19 protein-coding genes are annotated in these 23,854 nt (G+C 61.5%); 13 read left to right on the top strand and 6 right to left on the bottom strand.

Annotation, left to right across the window (positions count from 1 at the left end):
- Positions 1-30: 30 nt before the first annotated feature.
- Positions 31-645, bottom strand: a complete 615-nt coding sequence (locus OIU37_RS04505; protein WP_180695441.1) for a C39 family peptidase — start codon at positions 643-645, stop codon at positions 31-33.
- Positions 646-1,249: 604 nt separating this feature from the next.
- On the opposite strand from OIU37_RS04505, the gene leuS reads away from it, so the two are divergent.
- Positions 1,250-3,766 (top strand): leucine--tRNA ligase, encoded by a 2,517-nt coding sequence (leuS, locus tag OIU37_RS04500; RefSeq protein WP_264256014.1) that lies wholly within the window; start codon positions 1,250-1,252, stop codon positions 3,764-3,766.
- A 57-nt stretch (positions 3,767-3,823) separates the two neighbouring features.
- On the opposite strand, the gene OIU37_RS04495 is transcribed toward leuS, so the two are convergent.
- Positions 3,824-4,867, bottom strand: coding sequence for a LacI family transcriptional regulator (locus OIU37_RS04495; protein ID WP_180694896.1), 1,044 nt, complete (start codon positions 4,865-4,867; stop codon positions 3,824-3,826).
- Between the two features lie 454 nt (positions 4,868-5,321).
- Between OIU37_RS04495 and OIU37_RS04490 the strand changes: the two genes are divergently transcribed.
- The 11 genes from OIU37_RS04490 to OIU37_RS04440 all read left to right on the top strand — a co-directional run bounded on the left by OIU37_RS04490 (position 5,322) and on the right by OIU37_RS04440 (position 19,769).
- The gene (locus OIU37_RS04490; RefSeq protein ID WP_138329163.1) at positions 5,322-6,557 is read left to right on the top strand and encodes an ABC transporter substrate-binding protein; all 1,236 of its coding nucleotides are present in this window, start codon (positions 5,322-5,324) and stop codon (positions 6,555-6,557) included.
- 180 nt (positions 6,558-6,737) lie between these two features.
- A complete protein-coding gene (locus OIU37_RS04485; RefSeq protein WP_180694897.1) occupies positions 6,738-7,643 on the top strand; it encodes a carbohydrate ABC transporter permease in 906 nt (301 codons plus the stop codon).
- Positions 7,636-8,580: a carbohydrate ABC transporter permease gene (locus tag OIU37_RS04480; protein WP_182210095.1), complete on the top strand. Its 945-nt coding sequence runs from the start codon at positions 7,636-7,638 to the stop codon at positions 8,578-8,580. The genes OIU37_RS04485 and OIU37_RS04480 overlap by 8 nt, the downstream gene beginning before the upstream one ends.
- Before the next feature lie 4 nt (positions 8,581-8,584).
- Positions 8,585-9,676, top strand: a complete 1,092-nt coding sequence (locus OIU37_RS04475) for an ABC transporter ATP-binding protein (protein WP_180694899.1) — start codon at positions 8,585-8,587, stop codon at positions 9,674-9,676.
- Positions 9,677-10,111: 435 nt separating this feature from the next.
- Positions 10,112-12,571 carry a glycoside hydrolase family 2 protein gene (locus OIU37_RS04470; protein WP_264256010.1) on the top strand — a complete coding sequence of 820 codons (2,460 nt, stop codon included), beginning with the start codon at positions 10,112-10,114 and terminating at the stop codon, positions 12,569-12,571.
- Positions 12,572-12,608: 37 nt separating this feature from the next.
- Positions 12,609-13,370: a sugar phosphate isomerase/epimerase gene (locus tag OIU37_RS04465; RefSeq protein WP_180694901.1), complete on the top strand. Its 762-nt coding sequence runs from the start codon at positions 12,609-12,611 to the stop codon at positions 13,368-13,370.
- 9 nt (positions 13,371-13,379) lie between these two features.
- Positions 13,380-14,513, top strand: a complete 1,134-nt coding sequence (locus OIU37_RS04460; RefSeq protein ID WP_240603094.1) for a Gfo/Idh/MocA family protein — start codon at positions 13,380-13,382, stop codon at positions 14,511-14,513.
- Between the two features lie 311 nt (positions 14,514-14,824).
- A complete protein-coding gene (gene mgrA, locus OIU37_RS04455; RefSeq protein ID WP_264256008.1) occupies positions 14,825-15,856 on the top strand; it encodes an L-glyceraldehyde 3-phosphate reductase in 1,032 nt (343 codons plus the stop codon).
- 93 nt (positions 15,857-15,949) lie between these two features.
- Positions 15,950-17,563: a glycoside hydrolase family 43 protein gene (locus tag OIU37_RS04450; RefSeq protein WP_264256007.1), complete on the top strand. Its 1,614-nt coding sequence runs from the start codon at positions 15,950-15,952 to the stop codon at positions 17,561-17,563.
- A gap of 521 nt (positions 17,564-18,084) precedes the next feature.
- Positions 18,085-19,011: an ABC transporter ATP-binding protein gene (locus OIU37_RS04445; RefSeq protein ID WP_171602762.1), complete on the top strand. Its 927-nt coding sequence runs from the start codon at positions 18,085-18,087 to the stop codon at positions 19,009-19,011.
- Positions 19,008-19,769 carry an ABC transporter permease gene (locus tag OIU37_RS04440; protein ID WP_017964635.1) on the top strand — a complete coding sequence of 254 codons (762 nt, stop codon included), beginning with the start codon at positions 19,008-19,010 and terminating at the stop codon, positions 19,767-19,769. Before OIU37_RS04445 ends, OIU37_RS04440 begins: the two co-directional genes overlap by 4 nt.
- A gap of 521 nt (positions 19,770-20,290) precedes the next feature.
- Here OIU37_RS04440 and OIU37_RS04435 read toward each other — a convergent pair.
- From OIU37_RS04435 to OIU37_RS04420, 4 genes are all read right to left on the bottom strand, one after another.
- A complete protein-coding gene (locus OIU37_RS04435) occupies positions 20,291-20,728 on the bottom strand; it encodes an EamA family transporter (RefSeq protein ID WP_168313748.1) in 438 nt (145 codons plus the stop codon).
- A 188-nt stretch (positions 20,729-20,916) separates the two neighbouring features.
- Positions 20,917-21,618 carry a TIGR02281 family clan AA aspartic protease gene (locus OIU37_RS04430; RefSeq protein ID WP_264256004.1) on the bottom strand — a complete coding sequence of 234 codons (702 nt, stop codon included), beginning with the start codon at positions 21,616-21,618 and terminating at the stop codon, positions 20,917-20,919.
- Positions 21,615-21,833, bottom strand: coding sequence for a DUF1289 domain-containing protein (locus OIU37_RS04425; protein WP_171602757.1), 219 nt, complete (start codon positions 21,831-21,833; stop codon positions 21,615-21,617). The genes OIU37_RS04430 and OIU37_RS04425 overlap by 4 nt, the downstream gene beginning before the upstream one ends.
- 18 nt (positions 21,834-21,851) lie before the next feature.
- Complete coding sequence (locus OIU37_RS04420; RefSeq protein ID WP_264256002.1) at positions 21,852-22,634, bottom strand: adenosylcobinamide-GDP ribazoletransferase; 783 nt, start codon at positions 22,632-22,634, stop codon at positions 21,852-21,854.
- A 169-nt stretch (positions 22,635-22,803) separates the two neighbouring features.
- On the opposite strand from OIU37_RS04420, the gene cobT reads away from it, so the two are divergent.
- A complete protein-coding gene (cobT, locus tag OIU37_RS04415; RefSeq protein ID WP_264256000.1) occupies positions 22,804-23,820 on the top strand; it encodes a nicotinate-nucleotide--dimethylbenzimidazole phosphoribosyltransferase in 1,017 nt (338 codons plus the stop codon).
- Positions 23,821-23,854: the final 34 nt, after the last annotated feature.

The raw sequence follows: 23,854 nt of genomic DNA, 5'->3' as shown, positions 1-23,854 counted from the left end.
AGCCTCCGAAACGATCTGGTGTTGAAAAAGTCAGGCGTCGACAGATATGCCGCGATTGGCGAAGAAGCGGTCGAAGACGGCAAGCGGCAGCGTCACATCGGCCTGGCTCGCTTCGTCATGACCGGACGGGTTGTGAAAGCGGATTGTGTCGTCGCTGGCTGCCGTCACCAGCACCAGGTGTCCGCCCTTCGAGGGCGGCTCGCGCTCCGGCCAGCGGATGCCCGAGTTCACCGAGGCGATGAAGAACCGGCGCTTCGACAGAAGCTCGGCAATGGCCGATGTCTCTACGCCGGTCATCGTCTCGGCGCTAAGCGCGAATCGGTCGGCGGCGAAGCGGACAAAGGGTGCGTAGACCAGCCCTTTGATCGAGGCATCCATCTCGTTGACGACATAACCGCCATAGGCGGTGCAGGCGCGGGCAAGCTCGAGGGTCGGATGGATCTCGCCGCGGGCGGCAAGGATCATCTTCAGGCAGGCCATGCCGCAGACATTGACCGCCCAGCGCGCATATTCCTCGATCGTCGCGGCCCCAGAATGGCGCCAGAGCGGGTCGTTGAGCAACGCCTGCGATCCCTCGGCAAGCACCGGCAGCGTCATGCCCGGTGTTTCCCATTGGCTGAAATAGGGCACGCCGCTCTGCTGCATCCTGTCGATATCCCCCGTGACTCGTCTCATGAGATGGCGGGCAATCTTGGCTTTTTTCGAACCGATGCGGCACACCGTGACGTCAACCCGCTGGCGCCCGCCTATCGCGGTATCCATGCCGTGACATGGCGCGGCGAAGGCCGCCACCCCGAAGATCGCGGCGGTGTTCGATCAACTGGTAAGGAACGCGCTGGGGGAATCTGATCGGAGCTTTTCGTGCGAATACTCTCTTGGCATAAGCGATCATATCGGGCACTCTTGGCTTATGACCATGGCAACTCAAGCACCAATTGCCCGCGGAAGCGGTGCACGACTTATCACCACGGCCTCCTGATCGGAGCCGGGTCAATGCTGTCGTTTGCTTTCCGTTTGTTTGCCTGAGTTACCATCCATGGACATCAGATCGTTTCCCAAGCCATATTGTGCCTTTTCCGTCCTGCAGGCGGTACTGAGATTCCGTGCCGCAACTCCGCACGCGTTTCGACTTAGCCGCGGCTGCCGGACGTCACCGGAGCACCGGCAGCCGTAGCTGCTCCTGAACCAAAGAACGCCTCCATTTTTCAGGACACGCCGCCGCAGAGCCGGCCGGCGCCAGGAGTGATGCATGCCCTATGATCCCAAGACGATCGAACCGAAGTGGCAGGCTTATTGGGCCGATCACCGTATTTTTCGAGCGGAGATCGATCCGGCCAGACCGAAATTCTACGCACTCGACATGTTCCCATATCCTTCGGGTGCGGGCCTGCATGTCGGCCATCCCCTCGGCTATACGGCCACTGATATAACGTGCCGCTACAAGCGCATGCGCGGCTTCAACGTCCTGCATCCGATGGGATGGGACAGTTTCGGCCTGCCGGCGGAGCGCCACGCGATGCGGACTGGTGTGCATCCCGATATCACGACGAAGCGCAATATCGAGACGTTTCGCGGGCAGGTGCAGAGGCTGGGTTTTTCTTATGACTGGAGTCGCGAGTTTGCCACGACCGACCCCGCCTATGTGCGCTGGACGCAGTGGATCTTCCTGAAGCTGCTCGAGAAGGGCCTCGCCTATCAGGCGGAGGTCGCGGTCAACTGGTGCCCGGCCCAGAACGCGGTGCTTGCCGACGAGGAGGTCAAGGACGGGCGTTATGTCGAGACCGGCGATCCCGTCATTCGCCGCAGGATGCGCCAGTGGATGCTGCGCATCACGGCCTATGCCGATCGGCTGCTGCAGGGACTGGACGGCCTCGACTGGCCCGAAAACCTGAAAACCATGCAGCGCAACTGGATCGGACGCTCCGAGGGCGCCGAAATCCGGTTTCCGCTCGAGCACGGCAAAGAGGTCATCACCGTCTTCACGACGCGCCCCGAGACCCTGTTCGGAGCAAGCTATATCGTGCTCGCGCCGGAGCATCCTGCGGTTGCCGCGATCGTCGAGCCGGAAACGCGCGAGGCGGTGGCCGCCTATATTGCCGAGGCCGAAGGATTGGAAGAGACGGTGAGGGCCGATGCCGGGCGCGAGAAGGCGGGCGTCTTCACCGGCGCCTATGCGATCCACCCTGCCAACGGAGCCCGGCTGCCGGTTTGGGTGGCCGATTACGTGCTGGCTGGCTACGGCACCGGCGCCCTGATGGCTGTGCCGGCCCATGACGCTCGGGACCACGCCTTTGCACGTGCGCACGGCCTGCCGATTATTCGCGTGATCGACAGCGGGAAGGATGTCGAAAAGGCGGCCGATGAAGGCGAGGGGGCGATGGTCAATTCCGGGTTCCTGAATGGCTTGGGCTCGCCGGAGGCGAGATCCGCCATCATCGCCTGGCTGCAGGCGAGCGGCGCGGGCTGGCCGAAAGTTACCTATCGCCTGCGCGACTGGCTGTTCTCCCGTCAGCGCTACTGGGGTGAGCCGATCCCGGTGCTGCATCTGGCGGATGGCTCGGTGGTACCTCTGCCCGATGAATGCCTGCCGCTGCTGGCGCCTGAACTGGACGACTACGCCCCGACGCCGGATGGCGAGCCGCCACTTGCCCGCGCGCCAGATTGGGTCGAAACGACGGTGCCGGGTACTGACATTCCGGCCTGGCGGGAGACCAACACGATGCCGCAATGGGCGGGCTCCTGCTGGTATTTTCTGAGGTTCCTCGATCCCGACAACGCCCGCGAGCCCGTCGGGCGCGAGGCCGAGCGCTATTGGATGCCGGTCGATCTCTATGTCGGCGGCGCCGAGCACGCGGTCCTGCATCTGCTCTATGCCCGCTTCTGGCATAAGGTGCTCTACGACATCGGCGTCGTTTCGACGGAAGAGCCGTTCCAGCGGCTGTTCAACCAAGGCATGATCCTTGCTCATTCCTACCTCGATGCGGCGGGCCGGTATTGCGCGCCGTCGTCCGTCGTCGAAGAGGAGGGCAGATGGTTCGCTGGGTCGGTCGAAGTGCGGCGCGCCGTCGAGAAGATGTCGAAGTCGCGGCTGAACGTTGTTAACCCCGACGATGTCGTCCGTCAGTTCGGGGCCGACGCCTTGCGCCTGTACGAGATGTTCATGGGACCTCTGGACGCGGCAAAACCCTGGCAGACCGCTGGCGTCATCGGCGTGCGTCGGTTTCTGGAGCGTGCCTGGCGCATTGTCTGCGACGAGAACGATGGACTTTCTCCAGTGGTGCTGGCGGCGGCCCCCAGCCCGCAGCTTCTGCGCTTGCGCCACCAGACGGTGAAGACCGTGACGGCGGATATCGAAGCAATTCGGTTCAATACCGCGGTTTCCCGGCTGATGGAACTGGCCAACGCACTGACGGCGGAAGCAGTGCGTCCGCGCGAAGTGGTGGAGACATTCGTGCTGTTGCTCGCACCCTTTGCGCCTCACATCGCGGAGGAGTTATGGAGCAAGCTAGGTCACGGTGGAACACTGACGTGGGTATCCTGGCCGACCTTCGACCCTGCGATAATCGAGATGGAGACCCGCGAATATGTCGTGCAGATCAACGGCAAGGTTCGCCACCGCTTCGAAGCCGCCGCCGATCTCGGCGAGGCGCTGCTTGCAGCGGCGCGATCCGAACCTTCCGTTATGGCCTTGCTCGACGGCAAAACGGTGGTCAAGGAAGTTCTGGTCCCGGGGCGACTGGTGAATTTCGTCGTCGAAGACCTGTGATCATCCAAAGCGGATCGTCGGATTTGAGCCCGACGGTCCGTTCCTTCAACCGACCGCCTACCTGCCACTCTCCGGCCAGGTCGGCTGACTAATGCTCTGCAGCAGTTCCGGTTCGACGCCGTCGATGCGGGCGATGACGGCTTTGGCCATTTCGCGGCCGGCGTGGCGGACGTCCTCCTGGGCGGTGATGATCTCGGGGCGGATCCAGTTCAGGATCGGTACCGATTGCTTGGAGACCATATCGAGGTCTCGGCCGAGCGCCTTGCCGGCGGCCTCAATGCCGGCATTGACGGCGATTGCAGCACTGCCGGCCGAACAGACGATGCCGTCAGGGGCATTCGCCGAGCGCATCATCACCTCGACGACGTCGCGGATGTCGGCGAGCGGAGCGTCGGTGTTGATGCGCAGCGGCACTTCCTCGGCGCCGTGATCATGCAGGCCCGTCTGGAAGCCGATGCGGATATGGGCGTAGTAAGTGAGCTTGCTCGGCGGCTGCAGCAGGGCGATGCGGCGCCGGCCGCGCTTGACCAGCTTTTCCACCGCCTGATGAGCGAAGGCCTCGTTGTCGAAATCGTGGAACGGGTGCGTGAGACCCGCATCGGTGCGCCCATGTGTAGCAAAGGGCATGCCGCGCTCGCTCAGCAGCCGCACGCGCGGATCGTCTGGCTCGATGCGTGAGATGATGACGCCGTCGGCCGAGCCGGTATCAAGGATATAGCGCACCGGCAGCATTGGGTCCTTGCTGTGCGAATGCGGCGTGATGACGATATGATAGGGCGTGCCGGATAGCACCTCGGAGATGCCGAAGACCATCTGGCTCGAGAAGCCCATGATCTCCTCGTCGATGCTGAGGACGAGGGCGATGACGTTGGTCTTGCCGGTACGGAGGCGCACACCCGCCCTGTTCGGCTGGTAGCCGAGCTGGCGGGCGACCATGCGCACGCGCTCCTTGGTTTCGGCCCCGATATCCGGCGCATCCTTCAGCGCGCGCGACACCGTCGTCACGCCAAGGCCCGTCATGAAGGCGATCGTCTTCAACGTCGGGCGCTCGCGCGCTGCCGGCGTCGATGCCGCGTTCCCGAAATTTCCCTTGTTTTCCATCCCTTTAGGCCGTCCTGCGCGAATTGGTGTCGCTTATAGAGGCTTTTTCCAGCGTCGTAAGCCCGCCGCATGCCAAAATCGCACCTCCCTGAAGAATGCAATCTGTAACGATACAGTAGAAATGTCGAGTGCTTTTTGTTGTGTGCAGTGCAACATTGTACGTACAGGTTGAATCGGCAATCCGTGCTCTGTTTTATTGCGATTGCGAAGAGACTGAATTGGAAGGCTAACTTTCTCGTGGAAAATTACTAGGCAAATTCAAATTGATAAAGCGAAAACACATATGCGAGAAAGCCCGGCCTGGTATCGTTTCAAGGGGATGCAATGCTCCTGATGTAAACAGGCAGAAGTAGCAATTCCGGTTATCACGGAAAAATTTGCCTGCGGGCAGTTGCGTGGAGAAATCGATTGATCTAAGTTTTTCCGGCAACGTTTCAGTGAGGGAGGAGAACTCATGAAAATCCGTATAATGGCGGCCGTGCTTGCCGCTTCGGTCGCGCTTCCGTTCAGCGCCGCAAACGCCACCGATCTCGAAGTCACGCACTGGTGGACATCGGGCGGCGAATCCGCTGCCGTCGCCGAGCTGGCAAAGGCATTCGACGCCACCGGCAACCACTGGGTCGACGGTGCTATCGCCGGTTCGGGCGGCACTGCCCGTCCGATCATGATCAGCCGCATCACCGGCGGTGATCCGATGGGAGCAACCCAGTTCAACCATGGCCGCCAGGCCGAGGAACTCGTCCAGGCCGGCCTGATGCGCGATCTGACCGATGTGGCGACCGCCGAGAAGTGGAAGGACATTATTCGCCCGTCGAGCCTGCTCGATTCCTGCACCATCGACGGAAAGATCTACTGCGCTCCCGTCAACATCCACTCCTGGCAGTGGCTGTGGCTTTCGAACGCCGCCTTCAAGAAGGCCGGCGTCGAGGTTCCGAAGAATTGGGACGAGTTCGTCGCTGCTGCTCCGGCTCTCGAAAAGGCCGGCATCATTCCGCTCGCCGTCGGCGGTCAGCCGTGGCAGGCAACTGGCGCCTTCGACGTGCTGATGGTTGCCGTTGCCGGCAAGGATACCTTCAACAAGGTCTTCAAGGACAAGGATGCTGAAGTTGCCGCCGGTCCCGAAATCGCCAAGGTGTTCAAGGCGGCCGACGACGCTCGGCGTATGGCCAAAGGCAGCAACGTCCAGGATTGGAACCAGGCTACCAACCTTGTCATCACAGGCAAGGCCGGCGGCCAGATTATGGGCGATTGGGCGCAGGGCGAATTCGCTCTCGCCGGTCAGAAGGCCGGTACCGACTATACCTGCCTGCCGGGCCTCGGCGTGAACGAGATCATCTCGACCGGCGGCGACGCCTTCTACTTCCCGCTGCTGAAGGACGAGGAAAAATCCAAGGCGCAGGCCGTGCTTGCCAAGACCCTGCTCGATCCCAAGACCCAGGTTGCCTTCAACCTGAAGAAGGGTTCTCTGCCGGTTCGCGGCGACGTCGATCTCGCCGCCGCCAACGATTGCATGAAGAAGGGTCTCGACATCCTGGCCAAGGGCAACGTGATCCAAGGCACCGACCAGCTGCTTTCGGCAGACAGCCAGAAGCAGAAGGAAGACCTCTTCTCCGAGTTCTTCGCCAACCCATCGATGACGCCGGAAGACGCTCAGAAGCGTTTCGCCGGGATCATCGCTTCTGCTGACTGATCAGCAGACTTGCTGCTTGCGGTCCGGCTCCCATGGGGGGCCGGATCGGTCCGGACGGTTGGTGATGGTCCGGCGGGTGGCGGCGTCTCTCCGGAATCTTCAACAGGTTCGGAGGTGGGGACGACAGGCGGCGTCTTGCCGTTTTGTTACTGTCGCAGTTGCGATTGAGGAGAAGTGTTTATGACGGGTCAAGCGCGAGCAGGCCGGCCAAACAAGTTACTGCGCAATCTGAATGCCAAGATTGCGTCCATCCCGATGATCCTGACAGCGCTGGTGATCTTTGTCGGCGGCACGTTCTGGACGGTCTTTTATTCCTTCACCAATTCCAAGCTCCTTCCGCGGTTGAGCTTTGTCGGCTTCGATCAGTACGAGCGCCTCTGGGCGGCACCCCGCTGGGTGACGGCGATCGAGAATCTGGCTGTCTACGGCATTCTCTCGCTGATCTTCAGCCTGGTCATCGGTTTCATGCTCGCCGCGCTGATGGACCAGAAGATCCGCTTCGAAAACACCTTCCGCACCATCTTTCTCTATCCCTTCGCGCTGTCCTTCATTGTGACGGGCCTCGTCTGGCAATGGGTTCTGAATCCCGATTTCGGCATTCAGGCGGTGGTGCGCTCGATCGGGTGGACGAGCTTCACCTTCAATCCGCTCTATACGCCTGAAATCGTCATCTACGGCATTCTGATCGCGGCGCTTTGGCAGGGGACGGGTCTCGTCATGTGCCTGATGCTCGCCGGCCTGCGTGGGATTGACGAGGACATCTGGAAAGCGGCGCGCGTGGACGGCATTCCGATGTGGAGGACCTATCTCTTCATCGTGATCCCGATGATGCGGCCGGTCTTCATCACGACGATCGTCATCATCGCCTCCGGCATCGTCAAGGTCTACGACCTCGTGGTCGCCCAGACATCGGGCGGGCCCGGCATTTCCTCGGAAGTGCCGGCGAAATATGTCTACGACTACATGTTCCAGGCGCAGAACCTGGGGCAGGGCTTTGCTGCCTCGACGATGATGCTGGTCACAGTCGCGATCATCATCGTTCCGTGGGCCTATCTGGAATTCGGCGGAGGGCGCAAGCGTGGCTGATGTAGGAACTCTCAACACCACGGCTGCCGGCATCGACGCCGTCGCGCCGAAACTCGCCGAAGGCCCGAGCGGCCCCCGGCCGCGCCCGGCGCTGTCGGCGCGCAACATCATGCTCTATGGCACACTGACGATCGCAGCGCTCTACTATCTGCTGCCGCTCTACGTGATGGTGGTGACGTCGCTGAAGGGCATGCCGGAAATCCGTCTCGGCAACATCTTTTCGCCGCCGATGGAGATCACCTTCGAACCCTGGGTGAAAGCCTGGGCGCAGGCCTGCACCGGGCTCAACTGCGATGGCCTGTCGCGCGGCTTCTGGAATTCGGTGCGCATCACGGTGCCGTCGGTCATCATCTCGATCGCGATCGCCTCGGTGAACGGCTATGCGCTGGCAAACTGGCGCTTCAGAGGATCCGAGCTTTTCTTCTCGATCCTCATCATCGGGGCATTCATTCCCTATCAGGTCATGATCTATCCGATCGTCATCATCCTGCGCGAAATCGGCATTTACGGCACGCTGAGCGGCCTCGTCATCGTGCATTCGATCTTCGGCATGCCGATCCTGACGCTGCTCTTCCGCAACTATTTCGTGTCGCTGCCGGAGGAGCTGTTCAAGGCGGCGCGTGTCGACGGGGCGGGCTTCTGGCAGATCTTCCTGCGGATCATGCTGCCGATGTCGCTGCCGATCTTCGTCGTCGCGATGATCCTGCAGGTGACCGGCATCTGGAACGACTTCTTGTTCGGCGTGGTCTTCACCCGACCGGATACCTATCCGATGACCGTACAGCTCAACAACATCGTCAATTCCGTCCAGGGCGTGAAGGAATACAACGTCAACATGGCGGCAACGATTCTCACCGGTCTTGTGCCGCTCATCGTCTACTTCGTGTCGGGACGGCTTTTCGTCCGCGGCATCGCCGCCGGCGCAGTGAAGGGTTGATCTCATGAATATGAATGCAAGCGTCTCCATCAAGGATCTGTCTCTGAACTTCGGTTCGGTCAGCGTGCTGAAGGATCTCAACCTCGACATCAACGACGGCGAATTCCTGGTGCTGCTCGGTTCGTCCGGCTGCGGCAAGTCGACCTTGCTGAATTGCATCGCCGGCCTGCTCGACGCCTCGGAAGGGCAGATCTTCATCAAGGGCAAGAACGTCACCTGGGAAGAGCCGAAGGACCGCGGCATCGGCATGGTGTTCCAGTCCTATGCGCTCTATCCGCAGATGACCGTCGAGAAGAACCTATCCTTCGGGCTTCGCGTCGCCAAGGTGCCGCAGGCCGAGATCGACAAGCGGGTGGCACGTGCCTCCGAAATCCTGCAGATTCAGCCGCTCCTGAAGCGCAAGCCAGCCGAGCTTTCCGGCGGCCAGCGCCAACGCGTGGCGATCGGCCGGGCACTGGTGCGCGATGTCGACGTCTTCCTGTTCGATGAGCCGCTGTCCAACCTCGACGCCAAACTCCGCTCGGAGCTGCGCGTTGAGATCAAGCGCCTGCACCAGTCGCTGAAGAATACGATGATTTACGTCACCCACGACCAGATCGAGGCGCTGACGCTCGCCGACCGCATCGCCATCATGAAGAGCGGCATCATCCAGCAGCTCGACGATCCGACGACGATCTACAACAGGCCGCGCAACCTCTTCGTCGCCGGCTTCATTGGCTCGCCATCGATGAATTTCCTGCGCGGCGAGCTGGTCAAATCAGGCGACGGCATTGCCTTTTTAGCCAACGGCGTCATTTTCTCGCTCGCCGGCTACGATGCCAACGAGACGCTGCAGCCCGGCCGCAAGGTGGTGCTCGGCGTTCGTCCGGAACACATCAAGGTCAACGAGAATACCGGCGGCGAAGAACATGACGCCACCGTCGATATCGAAGAGCCGATGGGCGCGGACAATCTGCTGTGGCTGAAACATGCCGGTCACACGATGTCGGTACGCGTCAACGGCGCGCGTCGCTTCAATGTCGGAGCGAAGGTGAAGCTCAGCTTCGACATGTCGGTCGCCTCGGTCTTCGATGCCGAAAGCGAGCTGCGTCTTTAGAAGGTTCTATGGGCGGGGGCTACTAGGCTAGGGCGAGTTTGGCGAGAAGACCAATCCACTCTCCGTCATCCTCGGGCTTGACCCGAGGATCTATCCCCGCTGCTGCTGGTGGATACGCTGTGGATGCTCGGGTCAAGCCCGAGCATGACGGAGGCTGGGGCGGACGGAAGGGGACCAAGGCGCTGCTACACATCTCTTCTCCCCAACGGGGAGAAGGTGCCGGCAGGCGGATGAGGGGGTGAGTGACGATAGGAGCGAGGCGCTGAGCGCAAGTGAAGTGCAACTAAGGGCGTGCCGTGTGGCCCCCTCATCCGACCCTTCGGGCCACCTTCTCCCCGCTGGGGAGAAGAGGGAGCCAAGCCCTTTGACGAACGACAGCTACCGGACGACGACCATGCGCCGTCTCTTTCAAAAACGTAAATCGGAAACGATATCGTGACGCATCGATCAACTACTCCCAACATCGACCTTTCCGGTTCGTGGCAGCTCGCCTCCGTCGACGGCGAAATTCGCACCGCGATCATGCTGCCGGGCGACGTGCACACGGCGCTGCACCGGGCAGGACTGATCCCCGATCCCTATTTCGGCCGCAACGAGGAAAAGGTGCAGTGGGTCGCCGAGCGCGAATGGGCGGTCGAGCGCAGCTTCACGCTTCAGGAGGTCGAGGGCGACTGGTATCTCGATATCGACTATCTCGACACGGTCGCCAGCGTCCACGTCAACGGTTTCCTGGCGCTCGAAGCCGACAACAGCTTCCGCCGCTACCGGCCCGATGTCTCCAGCATGCTGAAATCAGGCGACAACAGCATCCGCATCGTCTTTGCCTCGAACATCGCCGTCGGCGCTGAGCGGCAGAAACAGCAGCCCTTCTACATTCCCTACAGCACGGGCAATTCGCCGATCCCCGACGGCAACATGCTGCGCAAGCCGCAATGCCATTTCGGCTGGGACTGGAACATCGCCATTGCGCCGCTCGGCCTTTACGGGACGATCGCGCTGAAAAAGCTCGAAACGGCGCGCATCGAACACGTCGTCACCCGCCAGACCCACAATAATGACGGCTCGGTCGATCTCAAAGTGACGGCGACGCTGTTTTCCAAGGGGCCAGACATTGCCCAGGTTTATTTCGACCTCGACGGCGAGCGCGTGCGCCTGGATGTCGGCGTCAACGGCGAGACCCATGTCAACCACCTCTTCCATATCGACAATCCGCGCCTCTGGTGGCCTTCCGGCAGCGGCGAGCAGGCGCTCTACAGGCTTTCCGTCGAATTGCCGACGGATGAGGTGACCAAGCAGATCGGTCTTCGCACCGTCGAACTGATCACCACGCCGGATGCGGCCGGCAGTCGCTTTGCCTTCAAGGTCAACGGCCGCGAGATCTTCTGCCGCGGCGCCAACTGGATCCCGGCCGACGCGCTGTTTTCGCTGTCTTCGCCTGAAAAGACCGAAGATCTGCTGCAATCGGCCAAAGCCGCCAACATGAACATGATCCGCGTCTGGGGCGGCGGCTTCTATGAGCAGGATCATTTCTACGATCTCTGCGACCGGCTGGGCCTGATGGTCTGGCAGGACTTCATGTTCGCGTGCAACCTCTATCCCTCGACCGAGGACTTTCTCGACAATGTGACGATCGAGGTTGATTACCAGGTGCGCCGGCTCTCCTCGCATCCCTCGATCGTGCTCTGGTGCGGCGACAATGAGCTGGTCGGGGCGCTCACATGGTTCGAGGAATCGAGGAAGGACCGCGACCGCTATCTCGTCTCCTATGATCGCCTCAACCGCACGATCGAGCAGGCAGTGAAAAAGGCGCTGCCCGGCGCCCTCTGGTGGCCGTCGAGCCCGGCGTCCGGCTATCTCGATTTCGGCGATGCCTGGCATGCGGACGGGTCCGGCGACATGCATTACTGGTCGGTCTGGCACGAGAACAAGTCGTTCGACAATTACCGTTCGGTGCGTCCACGCTTCTGCTCGGAATTCGGCTTCCAGTCCTACACGTCGCTGCCTGTGATCAAGACCTATGCCGAGGCGAAGGACATGAACGTCGCTTCCCCGGTCATGGAGCTGCACCAGAAGAATGCCGGCGGCAACGAGCGCATCGCCGGCACGATGTTCCGTTATTTCCGATTCCCCAAGGATTTTCCGAACTTCGTCTATCTCTCCCAGATCCAGCAGGGGTTGGCGATCAAGACGGCGGTGGAATACTGGCGGTCGCTCAAACCCCATTGCATGGGCACGATCTACTGGCAGCTCAACGACACCTGGCCGGTCGCTTCCTGGTCGAGCCTCGACTATGGCGGCCGCTGGAAGGCGATGCATTATCTCGTCAAGCGCTTCTTCCAGCCGGTCGCGGTCTCGGCCATTCCTTCCGACGACGGAAAGACGATCCGCTTCTCGCTGGTCAACGACACACTTGCCGATGTCAGCGTCGACCTTTCGATCTCGCTGCTGACGACGCAGGGCGAGCGCCGGCACCTGAGAGACGTACGGGCCATATGTTCGCCGGATGCGGCCGTGACTGCCACGAGCATCGACGTTTCCGATATTCCCGAGGGAACGTTGCTTGCCTGGCGTTTCACCGCGTCGAACGGCACGGGCGGCGAGGGGCACCATGTCAACGGTACCTACAAGGCGCTGGAACTGGAACCCGCGGGGCTGACAGTCACCCACGAATATGTCGAGGAAAACGGCTCCGTCGACATCAACGTCACCGCTAGGGGACTTGCGCTTTTCGTGATGATCGAAACCGAGACCGACGGCAAATATTCCGACAACGCCTTCGATCTTGCGGCCGGCGAAAGCCGCCGCATCACCTTTACCCCGGCACGGCCGCTTGATCGTGGCGCGCTACCGGAGTTCCGGTTCTACGACCTGTATTCCTGCCAGTCGGCGGATTGATCTTGCAAGAATGGGCACGAGGCCCAAGGAGAACATGATGACGAAACTCAGCTACCAGCTCTATAGCGCCCGTAACTTCCAGCCCTATTCGGCGATCTTCGAAAAGCTCGGCAAGGCTGGCTATGCCGAAGTCGAGGGCTTCGGCGGCATCTATGCCGATCTCGACGATGCCGGACTGAAGAGCCTTCGCGCTGAGCTCGACAAGAACGGCCTGGTCATGGCGAGCGGCCATTTCAGCCCCGATTTCCTGGAGAAGGAAGTCGAGAAGTCGCTGAACATTGCCAAGATTCTCGGCATGGATTCGATCTATGCGCCGCATTTGGCCGCTGACCAGCGGCCCTCCGACGCCGCCGGCTGGGTCGCCTTTGGCAAGCGTCTGCAGGAGATAGCCAAGCCCTACAAGGCTGCCGGCTACGAATTCGGCTGGCACAATCATGATTTCGAATTCTTCAAGCTGCAGGACGGCTCGCGGCCGATCGAGCGTATCTTCGAAGGCGCGCCCGATATTTCCTGGGAAGCCGACATCGCCTGGGTTATCCGCGGCGGCGCCGATCCCTTCGCCTGGGTCGAGAAGCTTGGGTCCCGCATCACCGCCGTGCACGTCAAGGACATCGCGCCGGCCGGCGAAGCGAAGGACGAGGACGGCTGGGCCGATGTCGGTCACGGCAAGGTTGAGTGGGCCAGGCTGATGACGGCATTGCGCGCCACCAAGGCCAAGCACTACGTCGTCGAACACGATAACCCGAATGACATCGACCGCAATATCAGCCGCTCGATCGCATCCTTCCAGACCTACTGAGGCTTCATCATGACCAGGGAACTTGGCGTCGGCATCATCGGATGCGGCAACATCTCCACCACTTACTTCTCACTGGCACCGCTCTTCAAGGGGCTGAAGGTACTGGCCTGCGCCGATATCAACGTGCAGGCGGCCGAGGCGCGCGCCCAGGAATATGGCGTCAAAGCGCAGACGATCGACGAGCTTCTCGCCAATGACGAGATCGACGTCGTCGTCAACCTGACGATCCCGGATGCGCATTTCCGGGTATCGAAGGCGATCCTCGAGGCCGGAAAACATGTCTATTCCGAAAAGCCGCTGGTGCTTTCACTCGAAGAGGGTGAGGAGCTTCGCCGCATCGCCAAGGAAAAGAACCTTGCCGTCGGCTGCGCGCCCGACACTTTCCTCGGTGGCGCCCATCAGCTCGCCCGCAAGTTCATCGACGACGGCGGCATCGGCCGGGTGACTTCGGGCGCCTGCTACGTGATGAGCCCCGGCATGGAGATGTGGCATCCGAACCCGGACTTTTTCTTCCTGCCGGGCGGCGGCCCGATCCTCGATCTCGGTCCTTATTACATCGCCAACCTGATCAACCTGATCGGCCCGGTCAAACGTGTCGGCGGCATGACCTCTATGGCGTCGCCGACCCGCACCATCACCAGTCAGCCGCGCAACGGCGAGATCATCCCGGTCAAAACGCCGACGACGATCCAGGCCCTGCTCGAATTCGTCAACGGCGCCACGGTGACGCTGACGGCGAGCTGGGACGTGTGGTCGCACCGCCATGCCAATATGGAACTCTACGGCACCGACGGCTCGCTCTACGTTCCGGATCCGAACTTCTTCGGCGGCGTAGTCGAGGCAAGCGGCCGTGACAAGGACATCAAGCCGCTCGAGGCCTGGGAGCATCCCTTCGGCAAGATCAATCAGGAAAGCCCGAATGGCTCGCGCGCCAACTACCGCACTGCCGGGCTTGCCGACATGGCGATGGCGCTGATCGAGGGTCGCGACGCGCGCTGCTCGCTCGACCGCACGCTGCACGGCGTCGACGTCATGACCTCGATCCTGAAATCGGGCGAAGAGGGCCGTTTCATCGACCTGACCACGACCTGCACGCAGCCGGCCGCCCTCGGCATCGAGGAGGCGCAGGCGCTGTTGAGGTAGAGATGACGCGCGCCGTGCGCTTGCCGTATCGGTGCATTTGTAACAATAGTTCGTCACGCTCGGGCTTGTCCCACGGCTGTCCGGTTCGCGCCTGCCCCTCACCCTAACCCTCTCCCCGTAAAAAACGAGGAGAGGGGACGTGCCAAACGCAGCGTCGAGGTTGAGGTTGAGGAAGGCGGCGCGGCATGTCCCTTCGCCCCGTTTACGGGGAGAAGGTGGCGGCAGCCGGATGAGGGGCAGGTGTCGGCAATCTCTTGGGCCGAGGATGTCGCATGACGACCAGATAGCTATTTTATCAAGGAGACATTCAGATGAGCTGGCAACCGGCCGCAGACCGTTATTCGAAAATGAAATATAACCGCACGGGCCGTTCCGGCCTGAAGCTGCCGGCCGTCTCGCTCGGCCTTTGGCACAATTTCGGCGGCGACACGCCGCATGACCGCAAAATCGATATGTGCCGCACGGCCTTCGACCTCGGCATCACCCATTTCGACCTCGCCAACAATTACGGCCCGCCTCCCGGCAGCGCTGAGACCGCCTTCGGCGAAATCATGCGCGCCGAATTCGTCGGGCTTCGCGACGAGTTGATCATCTCCTCCAAGGCCGGCTACGACATGTGGCCTGGACCCTATGGCGAATGGGGCAGCCGGAAATATCTGATCGCCTCTTGCGACCAGAGCCTGAAGCGCATGGGCCTCGATTATGTCGACATCTTCTACTCACACCGCTTCGACCCGGAAACACCGCTGGAAGAGACCTGCGGCGCGCTCGATCATATCGTCCGTTCCGGCCGGGCGCTCTATGTCGGTATTTCCTCCTATAATTCGCAGCGCTCGCGTGAAGCCGCAAAGATCCTCAAGGATCTCGGCACGCCGTGCCTGATTCACCAGCCGAGCTACTCGATGCTCAACCGCTGGGTCGAGGACGACCGGCTGCTCGATACGCTGGATGAGGTCGGCATGGGCTCGATCGTCTTCTCGCCACTCGCCCAGGGCATGCTGACGACCAAATATCTCGGTGGCATTCCCGAAGACAGCCGCGCGGCGCAGAACCACTTTCTCAAGCGCGACTACATCCGCCCCTCGATCATCGACAATATCCGCAAGCTCAACGAGATCGCCGAAAGACGCGGCCAGACTTTGGCGCAGATGGCGATCGCCTGGGTACTGCGCGGCGGCCGCGTGACCTCGGCGCTGATCGGCGCAAGCCGCTCGTCGCAGATCGTCGATTGCGTCAAGGCGCTGGATAATCTCGAATTCAGTGTCGAGGAGCTTGCTGAGATCGATGTCTATGCCCGCGAGGCCGACATCAACCTCTGGGCCAAGTCCGCCGAACGCGAATAGTCATCTCAGGCCCGGAGGCAACTCTTCCCGGCCTTTTCTGCTATAATCTGATGTACGTACAGCAAAACACCGCCGGTCGGAGGAGACCCTGTCATGATCCGCAATCCCATCCTGCCCGGGTTCAATCCCGATCCGTCGATCTGCCGCGTCGGCGGGGATTATTACATCGCTACCTCGACCTTCGAATGGTATCCGGGTGTGCAGATCCACCATTCGCAGGATCTGGTGAACTGGACGCTGGTGCGCCGGCCGTTGGAGCGCAGATCGCAGCTCGACATGCGCGGCAACCCCGATAGCTGCGGCATCTGGGCGCCGTGTCTTTCCTTTGCCGACGGGCAATTCTGGCTGGTCTATACCGACGTCAAACGCTTCGACGGCAGCTTCAAGGACGCGCCGAACTACATCGTCACGGCCCCCACGATTGAGGCCGAATGGTCCGAGCCGGTCTATGTCAATTCCTCCGGCTTCGATCCTTCGCTCTTCCACGACGATGACGGCCGCAAGTGGTTCGTCAACATGCAGTGGAACCACCGCACCGAAAGCTATGGCGGCTCGCCGAAATCGCCGGCCTTCGACGGCATCCTGCTGCAGGAATGGGATTCGGCGGCAAAGGCGCTGAAGGGGCCGATCAAGAACATTTTCGCCGGCAGCCCGCTCGGCCTCGTCGAGGGCCCGCATCTCTTCAAGCGCAACGGCTGGTACTACCTGACGACCGCCGAGGGTGGCACCGGCTACGACCATGCCGTCACCATGGCGCGGTCGCGTAATATCGACGGACCCTATGAGATGCATCCGAACATGCATCTCATCACCTCCAAGGATCATCCAGGCGCGGTACTGCAGCGGGCAGGGCATGGCCAATATGTCGAAACGCCCGAGGGCGAGGCCTATCACACCCATCTTTGCGGCCGGCCGCTACCCCCAAAGCGGCGCTGCACGCTGGGCCGCGAGACCGCCCTGCAAAAGTGCGTCTGGCGCGACGACGACTGGCTCTATCTCGAAAACGGAACCACCGTGCCCGATGTCGATGTGCCCGGCCTCTCCGGCGCGGTGCCCGTGGAAAAGCCGATGCGCAGCGAATACAGCTTCGATGGCGGCACGCTGCCCGCCGATTTCCAATGGCTGCGCACGCCAGAGCCCGCGCGCATCTTCAACCTGACGGATCGTCCCGGCCATTTGCGTCTGATTGCACGCGAAAGCATCGGCTCCTGGTTTGAACAGTCGCTGGTCGCCCGCCGCCAGGAACACCACAGTTTCCGCGCCGAAACCGTGATCGAGTTCTCGCCCGACACCTATCAACAGGTGGCGGGCCTGACGCATTATTACAGCCGCCACAAGTTTCACGCGGTCGCTGTAACGCTGCACGAAACACTCGGCCGCTGCGTGACGATCCTCTCCTGCAACGGCGACTACCCGAACGGACGCCTCAGCTTTCCCGCCGAAAGCGGCGTGGCGATTGCCGCCGGGGGCCGCGTCCAACTTGCCATGGAAATCCGCGAGAACGACCTGCAATTCTTCTGGCAGACCGAGGGCAAGGGCGCCTGGCAACCGATCGGCCCGATCCTCGACGCCGGCGTGATTTCCGACGAAGGCGGACGCGGCGAACACGGCTCCTTCACCGGCGCCTTCGCTGGTGTATTCGCCTTCGATACGTCGGGCCGGGCCAAGGCCGCGGATTTCGACTGGTTCAATTACGACGAGCTGTGAGGGGCACCCTTGGTCTCTTTCATCCGCCCGGACGGAAAGAGCGAGGTACGGAAGGAACGCAAAAAGAAGCCGGCGCAAGGCCGGCTAAGACGAACGCGGCTGGACAGGGGATACTGGCCGGTTCCAAGCACTTCGTGACTGAACAATAACTTTCACTACATGCGGAGGCAGCAAAAAAAGGGGCGCAACGAGAACACCCGAGACGGCTCCGCAAAGGGGTGGGCGGCGGGGCGGATGCCGGTGCTGGCCTCGGTTCTTTTATCGGGCACGAATGTCACCAGATGATGACATTTGAAACCAGCTGCTGCCTTTCTTTTGCCGGCGAGGTCGCTTCGTCGCAAAGACCCGATGCCGGCTATCTCTCACCTGCGCCAGCGGGTCCACCTGCACCAGCGGGACGCCTAAGCCAAACTGTGTTAACAGCGCGCGAATGCAGTGTTCATGCGCTTAAGGATGTTAAAGCGTTACAAAGGGACTATATAGCGGCCGAAGTAACTTCCGAGAATCCGCAAGAGTCCCGCATGGCCCCCATCATTTCCGTTCAGAACCTCACCAAGACCTATGCCAATGGGTTCGAGGCCCTGAAGGGCATCAATCTCGACGTCGAAAAGGGTGAGATCCTGGCGCTGCTCGGGCCAAACGGCGCGGGCAAGACGACGCTGATCTCGATCATCTGCGGCATCGCCAATCCGAGCGGCGGCCGGGTGCTGGTCGCCGGCCACGACGTCGTGAAGGATTTCCGCGCCACCCGCGGGATGATTGGGCTGGTGCCGCAGGAGCTCACTACCGATCAGTTCGAGACGGTGTTCAATACAGTCAGCTTTTCGCGCGGGCTGCACGGCAAGAAAGCCAATCCAGCGCATATTGAGAAGGTGCTGCGCGCGCTCTCGCTCTGGGACAAGAAGGACAATATGCTGCGCCAGCTCTCTGGCGGGATGAAGCGGCGGGTGCTGATCGCCAAGGCGCTCTCGCATGAGCCGGATATCCTTTTCCTCGACGAGCCGACTGCCGGCGTCGATGTGACGCTGCGCAAGGACATGTGGCATGTCGTCGAAGAGCTTCGAGCCTCGGGCGTCACCATCATCCTGACCACCCATTATATCGAAGAGGCCGAGGAAATCGCCGACCGTGTCGGCGTCATCAACGGTGGCGAGTTGCTGCTCGTCGAGGATAAGGCGGCACTGATGGCCAAGCTCGGCCGCAAGCAGCTCATTCTCGATCTCACCGAACCGCTGAGCCGCCTGCCGGATTGTTTTGCCGGCAACGGGCTGACGTTGGAAGCGGACGGCAACCGGCTGACCTATGATTTCGACGCTGGCAACGAACAGGAAAGCATTGCGGCACTGCTGACCCGGCTCGGCGAGAACAATATCCATTTCAAGGATCTCTCGACGCGGCAAAGCTCGCTCGAGGACATCTTCGTGGCGCTGGTGGGAGCGGATAAATGAACGTCGAGGCCGTCAAATCGATCTATTTCTTCGAGATGGCGCGCACGCGCCGCACGCTGCTGCAGAGCGTCATCTCGCCCGTCATCTCGACTTCGCTCTATTTCATCGTTTTCGGCGCCGCAGTCGGCTCGCGCATCCAGGAGGTGGAGGGCGTGTCCTACGGCGCCTTCATCACGCCCGGCCTGATCATGCTGACACTGCTCGGCCAGTGCATCAGCAATGGCTCCTTTGGCATCTATTTCCCGAAATTCACCGGCACGATCTACGAGGTGCTTTCCGCGCCGGTGGCGATGACGGAGATCCTGCTCGGTTATGTCGGGGCGGCGGCGACCAAGGGAATGATCATTGGCTTCATCATTCTCCTGACCGCCAATCTCTTCGTTGACGTCAGGATCGAGCATCCCTTCATGATGATCCTGTTCTTCTTGCTGACGGCGATCACCTTCAGCCTCTTCGGCTTCATGATCGGTATCTGGGCCGGCAATTTCGAACAGCTGAATCTCATTCCCATGCTGGTCGTGCCGCCGCTGACCTTCCTCGGTGGGAGCTTCTACTCCGTCAGCATGCTGCCGCCCTTCTGGCAGGCAGTCAGCCACCTCAACCCGGTGCTCTATCTCGTCAGCGGCTTCCGCTGGAGTTTTTACGGGATCGCCGACGTCAACCCGGCGATCAGCCTGGCAATGATCACGATGTTTCTGGTGATCTGCCTGGGAACACTCGCCTGGATCTTCAAGACCGGCTACCGGTTGCGCAACTGATCCGGCCCTCAGGAAGTGCCGCAATTTCAACATGAAAGATTGCTCAGCAAGACGTCATCGGTCATGGGGCAATCTGATGGTCAGCAGCAATGTGCTTGGATGTCTCGCAATCGCATCCATCTATTACCTAGTACCGCAGCAAAGCCCGTCGCAGGAGGCCGTCCATCCCATCAAGGTTACCTTTGCTGTGGTGGTCGAGGGAAAGGAGCCTTTCTCTGCCGAGGTGTCATGCCTTCCGGACGACACCTGCAGTCTCGCCAAGCATGACGGTCTCGGCATTGACCTTGCAACTACAGTGTTTTCGGGCTCAGAGGCGCATGGTGAATTGAGCATTTATTGCTCGCCCAATCCTTGTTCCTTCCGAATTTGCGATCACGGATGGCGTTCTTCGGTCGGCGTGCTACTGTCGATATCTTGTCCGGCGAGCCAGATTTCGGTGTCGCGACGTCGCTGGTTATAAGGCAACGGCCGGAGATAGGCGAAGTGCTCATCTCGTACTGAGCGTGTTGCCCCGTTTCCCGTCAGGCGCTGCTGACGAGAACGGCGCCCGAGATGATGAGGAGGGTGCCGGCGGCGAGCTTTATTATGTCGAGTTCGGAGGCTTCGCCGAGAAAGACGGCGCCGATTGCCAGCGTCACCAGCACGTTGCAGCTCCAGATTGGGGCGAGCTTCGAGACCGGGACACCATAAGTGAAAAGCGCAAAGCTGATCAGGCCGGTGCCGATGGCGAAGCAGGCGCCGGCGGTGGCAGCAAAACCGAGACCTTCGGCGGTCCAGGGGGCAGGGCGCCAGATCAGGGCGGCAATCATGCCGGCAAGCGCGCAGGCAGCGCCGAAGGCGATCAGATAGACGGCGGAGCCGGTGGCCGATGTGGCGCTCTGTTTCTGGAAGATGGCGGTGATGCCCCAGAAGAGGGCGGGCAGAACGCCGCCGATGACGATCGGCCAGAGTGAATTCATTGCGAAGCTCCTGTCGCACCCACGGGTCAAGGCCTCGCGTGAGGCGAGGGCCGGTCAAACATGCGGTGCCACCAGACTAGGAGTTTCTTTTTGTTCTTTGTGGTCTTGCCATTGCGCCTGAAGGTGACAGATCCGACCGCTGCCGTAAAGACGCCCGCAGTGGCAGCGGATCATGAGCTCTGCGAGGCTTAATCACGCATGCGGAGTTCGTCGGTCTGCATCTGGAGCGAGCCCAGCGTTTCCAGGAAGCTCATGCCGAGCAGGCTCTGGTCGAGCCGGCCGTCCTCTGCGACGCTGGCTGCGACATTGTTGCGGACGATAGGCCCGATCGCCACCTGATCGAGCGTCACGGGTGCTGCGCGGCCGCGGCCATTGGCGGTCATGATCGTCATGGAATAGGTGAGGCGGGAGAGGTCGATACCGATCCGTTCGGCATCGTCGTGCGACAGCGCCACTATGCTGGCGCCGGTATCGACAAGCATCTCGACCGTCTGGCCATTGACCGAGACATCAGCTTCGAAATGGCCGTTCAGCAGCTTGTGCAGGATGATCTCCCGGCCGCCCTCGCTTGTCGTGACGACGACGGCGCGGCCGGGAACCAGGCCGGCGAGCAGCCTGTTGCCGACGCCGAGCGCTTCCTGGCGATAGAGATAGACGGTCACGAGCGCCAGGATGATGACCAGCCAGATCATCATCTGGCGCATCGTTTCGCCGACACTGCGCCGGCTCGCCCAGATGCCGGCCGACAACATCAGCGCGATCGGCAGCAGGTAGACGACGCGGCCGAAGTCATCACTCTGCAGGCCAAGGATGCGGCTGCTGTCATTGTTGACGATCAGTACGGCAAGGCCGATGCCTATCACGACGAGGAAGACGGTCAAACGGATCATAAAACCCGCTCCGGCCCGCCAGCGAGGCTCATTTTCATATGGTTCGACAGCGTGGTAGCGCCTGCAAGCCTTGCCGGCAGCAGCGCCATGATCCGTTGCCGCTCGGTGTCGGAATAGCTCGTCCAGTTGCCGATTTCCTGAAGAGTCCGGCCGCAGCCGGCGCAAAATCCGGTGGTGGGCTCCAGGGAGCAGAGGTGAATGCAGGGCGTTTGCATGAAGGATATATCGGAGTTTCAAAGAGCCGTGGCAAGGGCGCAAAGAGTGGCGATCTCGCAAATTTGCTGCGTCGCGCCCAGCGTATCGCCGGTGTGTCCGGCAAGTTTGCGGCGGATGAAATCGGTGAAGGCGAGCCCTGCGATGCCGGTGGCGAGCAGGCTTGCAACCAGCGGCCGCAGGCCGAATGCCGGCCAGATCAGAAGCGCTGCGACGAGGCCGGCTGAGGCGAGCGCAAACTGCATCGCCGCCTCGTCCGGCTGGCCCGTCGAGGCGGCCACGCCATCGGCCTTTGCCGGTGCCAACCGTTGCCAGTGCCAGGCGATGGCGCCGCGGCTGAGAGCCGCGACGGCGGGAATGGCGAGGGCTGCAGTGAGCGGCGCGGAATGGCGGGCGATCACAGCAAGCGCGGCTGCGCGGATCGCGAAGGAGAGAATCAGCGCTATCGCGCCATAGGTGCCGATCCGGCTGTCTTTCATGATGAGAAGGCTCTGTTCGCGGCTCTTGCCGCCGCCGATGCCATCGGCCGTATCGGCCAGGCCGTCCTCGTGCAGCGCGCCGGTGACGAGGACCTGGACGGAAAGCGCGATCAGGGCTGCCATCAGCGGGTCCGCACGCAGCCCCAAAAGGAGGAGGAGGGCGAGTGCGGGGACGAGACCGATGACGATGCCGGCAAAAGGAAAGGCGCGCACCAGCCGGCCGAGCCTGCCGTCATAGCCTTTGAACAGCGATTGCGGCATGGGAATGCGGCTGAGGAAGGCGACGGCGCGGGCGGTATCGACCGCATAGTCCTTAATCTTCATTCTGCTTCGTTCTGCCAGAGGTTTCGGCTTGTGGTCTCGGCTTATGGTCGCGGCGGCGCTTTTGGAGTTGTTCGCTTCGTCCGCCCGCTTTAAGAGAGTTGCCATCCGCAAAGAAGCTGATTTGCGTGGAAAAAACAAGAATACCCGGATTTATAGGAAAACCGCACAGATGAGCGTTTCAGGCCTGCCGTTCGACGATTTCCGTACCCTTCTCCGCGACCTGCCGGGGCCGGATGCCCGCGCGCTGGTGACCGCGCGTGAACGCGACGCGCAGCTAACCAAGCCGCCGGGCGCGCTCGGACGGCTCGAGGAAATCGCTTTCTGGCTTGCTGCCTGGACGGGCCGTACACCTGCCGTCAACCGGCCGCTGGTGGCGATCTTTGCCGGCAATCACGGTGTCACCAGGCAAGGCATCACGCCCTTTCCGCCTGCGGTGACGCAACAGATGGTCGAGAACTTTGCAGCCGGCGGTGCTGCGATCAACCAGATCTGTGTCGCCTATGATCTCGGGCTGAAAGTCTTCGATCTGGCGCTCGATTATCCCACCGGCGATATCACCGAGGAGGCAGCCCTTTCCGAGCGCGATTGCGCAGCAACCATGGCCTTCGGCATGGAAGCGATCGCCGGCGGCACCGACCTGCTTTGCATCGGCGAGATGGGCATCGGCAATACGACGATTGCGGCGGCGATCAACTATGCGCTTTATGGCGGCTCGGCTCGTGACTGGGTAGGGCCGGGCACCGGTTCGGAGGGCGAGATGCTGGAGCGCAAGATCGCGGCGGTGGAAAGGGCGGTGGCGCTGCATGCAGACCATCTCGACGATCCGCTCGAGATCATGCGCCGGCTTGGCGGCCGCGAGATCGCGGCGATGGCCGGCGCCATCCTTGCCGCCCGCATGGAGCGCATCCCGGTTCTGATCGACGGTTATGTCGCGACCGCAGCGGCGGCGATCCTGAAAGCCGCCAATCCGTCGGCACTCGATCATTGCCTGATCGGCCACGTCTCCGGCGAGCCCGGACATCTGCGCGCAATCGAGATGCTCGGCAAGACGCCGCTTCTGGCGCTTGGCATGCGGCTCGGCGAAGGCACCGGTGCGGCGCTGGCCGCCGGCATCGTCAAGGCGGCCGCTGCCTGCCATTCCGGCATGGCGACCTTCGCCCAGGCAGGTGTGACCAACAAACATTGAGGCTGCGGTCAGCGCCGCCGATCCGCACGCGTTC

Source organism: Rhizobium sp. BT-226, from assembly GCF_025847085.2.
In the GTDB taxonomy this organism is placed as follows: Bacteria; Pseudomonadota; Alphaproteobacteria; order Rhizobiales; family Rhizobiaceae; genus Rhizobium; species Rhizobium sophorae.
The sequence above is the reverse complement of the archived record's forward strand: the minus strand, read 5'-3'. Positions and strand labels throughout refer to the sequence as shown.

What these genes read in the sequence shown, in the direction of transcription:
- OIU37_RS04505 (WP_180695441.1), bottom strand. Translation starts at nt 645, where the DNA reads ATGCAGCAGAGCGGCGTGCCCTATTTCAGCCAATGGGAAACACCGGGC.
- leuS (WP_264256014.1), top strand. Translation starts at nt 1,250, where the DNA reads ATGCCCTATGATCCCAAGACGATCGAACCGAAGTGGCAGGCTTATTGG.
- OIU37_RS04495 (WP_180694896.1), bottom strand. Translation starts at nt 4,867, where the DNA reads ATGGAAAACAAGGGAAATTTCGGGAACGCGGCATCGACGCCGGCAGCG.
- OIU37_RS04490 (WP_138329163.1), top strand. Translation starts at nt 5,322, where the DNA reads ATGAAAATCCGTATAATGGCGGCCGTGCTTGCCGCTTCGGTCGCGCTT.
- OIU37_RS04485 (WP_180694897.1), top strand. Translation starts at nt 6,738, where the DNA reads ATGACGGGTCAAGCGCGAGCAGGCCGGCCAAACAAGTTACTGCGCAAT.
- OIU37_RS04475 (WP_180694899.1), top strand. Translation starts at nt 8,585, where the DNA reads ATGAATATGAATGCAAGCGTCTCCATCAAGGATCTGTCTCTGAACTTC.
- OIU37_RS04465 (WP_180694901.1), top strand. Translation starts at nt 12,609, where the DNA reads ATGACGAAACTCAGCTACCAGCTCTATAGCGCCCGTAACTTCCAGCCC.
- OIU37_RS04460 (WP_240603094.1), top strand. Translation starts at nt 13,380, where the DNA reads ATGACCAGGGAACTTGGCGTCGGCATCATCGGATGCGGCAACATCTCC.
- mgrA (WP_264256008.1), top strand. Translation starts at nt 14,825, where the DNA reads ATGAGCTGGCAACCGGCCGCAGACCGTTATTCGAAAATGAAATATAAC.
- OIU37_RS04450 (WP_264256007.1), top strand. Translation starts at nt 15,950, where the DNA reads ATGATCCGCAATCCCATCCTGCCCGGGTTCAATCCCGATCCGTCGATC.
- OIU37_RS04445 (WP_171602762.1), top strand. Translation starts at nt 18,085, where the DNA reads ATGGCCCCCATCATTTCCGTTCAGAACCTCACCAAGACCTATGCCAAT.
- OIU37_RS04440 (WP_017964635.1), top strand. Translation starts at nt 19,008, where the DNA reads ATGAACGTCGAGGCCGTCAAATCGATCTATTTCTTCGAGATGGCGCGC.
- OIU37_RS04435 (WP_168313748.1), bottom strand. Translation starts at nt 20,728, where the DNA reads ATGAATTCACTCTGGCCGATCGTCATCGGCGGCGTTCTGCCCGCCCTC.
- OIU37_RS04430 (WP_264256004.1), bottom strand. Translation starts at nt 21,618, where the DNA reads ATGATCCGTTTGACCGTCTTCCTCGTCGTGATAGGCATCGGCCTTGCC.
- OIU37_RS04425 (WP_171602757.1), bottom strand. Translation starts at nt 21,833, where the DNA reads ATGCAAACGCCCTGCATTCACCTCTGCTCCCTGGAGCCCACCACCGGA.
- OIU37_RS04420 (WP_264256002.1), bottom strand. Translation starts at nt 22,634, where the DNA reads ATGAAGATTAAGGACTATGCGGTCGATACCGCCCGCGCCGTCGCCTTC.
- cobT (WP_264256000.1), top strand. Translation starts at nt 22,804, where the DNA reads ATGAGCGTTTCAGGCCTGCCGTTCGACGATTTCCGTACCCTTCTCCGC.